The sequence below is a fragment of the Nocardia bhagyanarayanae genome, from assembly GCF_006716565.1.
In the GTDB taxonomy this organism is placed as follows: domain Bacteria; phylum Actinomycetota; class Actinomycetes; order Mycobacteriales; family Mycobacteriaceae; genus Nocardia; species Nocardia bhagyanarayanae.
The window spans coordinates 429497-433387 of the sequence record NZ_VFPG01000001.1 but is presented as its reverse complement, the minus strand read 5'-3'; the positions used below and the strand labels follow the sequence as shown (position 1 = coordinate 433387).

Here is a 3891-nt window from a genome sequence, read left to right as displayed (position 1 = left end):
TCACCGGCCCGTCGGTCGGCTCCGCCTCCCCGCGAGCGGTTTCGGCAACCGCCCGGGGCCTGCCGAGAGTGGTCGGCGCGTGGCGACGAGTCTTGCGGCGCGTGTTCCAGGCACGTGGATGGCAGTAGCCGTCAGAGACCCGTGTGCTCCGTCTCCCATCGGTACCCGTAGCCACGGATGGTGGTGATGAGGTGGGGTCGCTGGAGTTTGGCGCGCAGCGCGGCCATGTGAACGTCGAGGGCGCGGGAGATGGCGGCGAAGGCGTCGCCCCAGATGCGGTCCATGAGTTCCTGGCGGCTGACGGCGGAACCCGGCCGTTCCACGAGGACGCGCACCAGTTCGAATTCCTTGTGCGTGAGCGTGATCGGGGCGCCCGCGACCTCGACGGTGCGTGCTTTCAGGTCGACGCGGACATCGCCGGTCACCACAACCAATTGCGCGGGGGCGGTGGGGGTACCGGCGCGACGGGTGACGGTTTCCAGGCGCGCCACCAGCTCGCCGACGCGCGGCGGCTTCGTCAGGTAGTCGTCGGCTCCGGCGCGCAGGCCGCGGATGATGGCACGTTCGCTGCTGCGCGCGGTGAGGATGAGGACCGGCACCGAGCTGACCTCGCGGAGTTTGCGCAGCACGTCCAGCCCGTCCATGTCGGGGAGCCCGAGGTCGAGGATGACGGCGTCGTAGCGATCGTGGGTGAGCAGCAGGTCGGCGCCGCGCCGGAGATGATCGGCCTGATAGTCCTTGGCACGCAGCGCCGCGACGAGGGCGTCGCCGACTCCGGGGTCGTCTTCGACTATCGCAAGTCTCACGTCCAGATCCTCGCAAATCGGAGGTTCCGTCCGCAGGGGTATCGGGTGGTGGGGACCGGCGCACTCGAGACCTTGACAGATTCTTAGGGAAGTCGCCGCTCGTGAGCGAGACGAACGACTGCCGGGTGCGCGAGAATTCCTCGCAGCTGCTTCCTTCGAAGGAGTCGATGACCAGCACCCCGGTCCGCCAGCAGCACCGCGGCCTCGTCCTGCCCTACGAAGGCCGGCCGAGGTCCGCCACGGCGGGCCCGCAAATCCTGCCGAGGGGTGAGGGTTTCGGCTTGCCGGGTCGCTCTTCGACATCCTGTGCCAGGATGAAGGACAGCAAGTCGGCTCTAGCCTGTGACCGGACGCCCCGTCGGGATTCCGGTCACAGGTGCGTGGAAGAGGAGATAGCTGCACCGTGACCAGCCCAGAAGGCCCGAACGACGAGGCACGCGACAACCAGGTCCCGGGCGATCAGCAGCCGAATCTCACACCCGAGCAGCGCGCCGACCAGGAGTTCCAGCAGGCGTTCCAGCAGGCGTTCGAGGAGAGCAGCGACGAACCCGATGTGGAGTTCTCGCTGGGTGATTCCAAGCCGGAGCCGGAGCCCGAAACCGTCGACCCGGCCGAGCAGGCCCGCGAGATCGGCCACAATCTGGCCCGCGAACTGGCCACCGGCGGCCCGCAGGGCTGGTCCAAGCTGGACGCGGTGTTCGCTTTCACCGCGGTCGCCGAGGTCGCGCAGATCGTGTTCAGCGACGATCAGCAGCGTTCGGTCCGCATCCAGCCGTCGGAGGCGGTGCTGGAGCTGGTGCGCAGGCACCGGGAGGTGTCCGCCGCCATGGGCGACGGCCCGTGGTGGCGGCTGCTGTTGCAGCTGACGCCGGCCGGTCAGCTGGATATCGACTACGACTACGGTGACGAGCCTTTCCCGGACGATCACCTGTTCCCGGCCGAGGTGTATCAGGCCGACCTGGAAGCCAATCCGCGCGAGCGGCTGCCGGTGTGGCTGGCCGCGTACGTGAGTCACGGCAACCGCCAGTCCCGCACCCCGGCCGAGGCTGCCGCCTTGGCGCGCGCGGACCGGGAAGCCGGTGTGCGCGGGACGATCTCGGAGCGCGATTTCCCGGCGCTGCCCACGTTGTGGGCCCGCTGGGCGGTGTTGGCGGCCGCGTTCGTCGCCGTCGGTTCCGAGTGGGGGCCGCGTATTCTGCCCGCGCTGGGCTGGTTCGAAGGCGCCAAGCGGGGCGGCTCGACCCTGTACATGCTGCCTGGTGGCCGGGCCGTGCTCTCCGGTGGTGTCTGGAACGCGCCCGCCTTGGACGCGGCGTACAACCAGGGCGAGCAGCTGCCCGCGTACTACGCGGGCGCTCCGGCGTGGGTGGCGAACCCGGTGCTGAATCCTCGGGCCGCCAGCGGTTTGCTGTCGTTCTGCTACTGGTGGGAGGGCGGTCGCTGGTACCGCGCCGAATCGCCGGGGGCCGATCAGCTCGCCGAGGCCGTGCCCGGTATCTGGACCGCTCAGACGGTGACCAACGTGATCGCCAGCCTGGTCGGCGAGCCCACCGACGGACAGGTCGCCGCCGTGGCCACGCTGGTCTCGGCCGCGGAAGCCGGTGTGGTGACCAGGGATACGCTGATCAGCGTCTTCGGTGACGAGGGTGGCTACGATATCGACAGCGCCTTCTACCAGCTCACCATGGCAGGCGTGGCCACCACGCTGCCGGATCCGATGGCCGAGGACGAGGCCATCGATCAGGTGCGCCGCTACATTCTCGAGCGCGATCTCGACACCACCGGCTATCCGCTGGATCAGCTGCGCGCCGACCGCATCAGCTGCGGTTGGATGGTCTACGTGCCGACCGCGCCGGGGGAGATCGCCATCGGCCGTGCGCTGTTCTACATCGCCGATGACGGTGTGCTGGAGCAGTCCTCGTCCTCGATCGCGCCCTCGCGCTACATCGCGGAGTTCGAGCAGCGCTTCCAGGAGCGCAACGGGATGGTCGACGCCTGACCCTGGTTGCCTGCCCATTGCGGGTTAACAACAGGGAACGGATCGATGGCGAATTCCTAACGGGTTCTTTAGCTTCTCACGCCGGTTAATCGGCCCGCATCGTCGGCCGAGGTGCCAGAATGGTCGGAAAGATCTGCGTATCAGCCGCTTTGTGGCTGGTACGGGCGTTGTGAGAAGAGAGGTGCCCCGTGGACGTCGAGAGTTTTGTGGAGAAGCAGCGCATCGCGGGCACCGACACCGGCAAGGTCCGCGACCGCATGGACGCCCTCGCGGATCGAGTGCAGGCGCAACTGGATTCGCTGATCGCGATCGTCAGTTCCGACCCGGTCTTCGGCAAGAAGTTCATGGATGATCCGAAGGGTCTCAAATACCAGCTCGAGGGCGCTGTCGAGGGCACACGGACCATGGCCAAGTCCTGGGGCAAGCTCTCCGACGGCCAGTTCCAGAACGCGACCAACGCCGAACGCGAGGAGCAGAAGCGCCGAGAGCAGTTCGAGAACATCTGATCCGGACCGGTTGCTGGTAGTTGGCGGGCGGTCCTCTCGGACCGCCATGAGAGTTTGTGGAGTGGGTGAGAACTGGATGGCAAGACGCGATGCCGAGATCGCCGATGTGATGGACGAATTCCGCAGCCGCATCCGCGAGATCGCCGAGATGCAGCAGCAGCGGGTCAAGCTCACCGCCACGGCGAGCACCAGGGACCGGCAGATCTCGGTGACGGTGAACGCCAACGGGGTGGTCATCCAAACCAAATTCGGCAGCGGCATCGACGAATACAGCTACGAGGACATCGCCAAAGCCATCACTCGGCTGGCCCAGCAGGCCGCCGAGGATGTGTTCAAAAAGAGCGAGCAAGTCATGGCGCCCTTGGCGGAGGAGCGGGCGCGGCTGCCCAAGCTCTCCGACGTGATCCCCGGAATGCCCGACTTCCAGAGCGAGATCCCGACGGAGCCGCCGGTTTCCGTCGCGCCGCCGGGCGCCGCCGAGCGCGATGACGCGGAACTGGTCTTCACCGATGTGGAGACCATCGAGGACAAGCCCGAAACCGGAAAGGGCGTCACCGACTCGGTTTGGTGACGTGCGCGC

General features: G+C 67.4%; 4 protein-coding genes. 3 read left to right on the top strand and 1 reads right to left on the bottom strand.

The window, feature by feature from the left end; translation table 11 throughout:
• Positions 1–131 precede the first annotated feature (131 nt).
• Complete coding sequence (locus FB390_RS01640; protein ID WP_141807360.1) at positions 132–806, bottom strand: response regulator transcription factor; 675 nt, start codon at positions 804–806, stop codon at positions 132–134.
• Between the two features lie 403 nt (positions 807–1209).
• Between FB390_RS01640 and FB390_RS01635 the strand changes: the two genes are divergently transcribed.
• From FB390_RS01635 to FB390_RS01625, 3 genes are all read left to right on the top strand, one after another.
• Positions 1210–2805 carry a hypothetical protein gene (locus FB390_RS01635; RefSeq protein WP_246123807.1) on the top strand — a complete coding sequence of 532 codons (1596 nt, stop codon included), beginning with the start codon at positions 1210–1212 and terminating at the stop codon, positions 2803–2805.
• Positions 2806–2993: 188 nt separating this feature from the next.
• Entirely contained in the window at positions 2994–3311 is a 318-nt protein-coding gene (locus FB390_RS01630) for a hypothetical protein (RefSeq protein WP_141807359.1), read from the top strand.
• Between the two features lie 76 nt (positions 3312–3387).
• Positions 3388–3882 carry a YbaB/EbfC family nucleoid-associated protein gene (locus tag FB390_RS01625; RefSeq protein ID WP_246123806.1) on the top strand — a complete coding sequence of 165 codons (495 nt, stop codon included), beginning with the start codon at positions 3388–3390 and terminating at the stop codon, positions 3880–3882.
• The last annotated feature ends 9 nt before the right edge of the window (positions 3883–3891 follow it).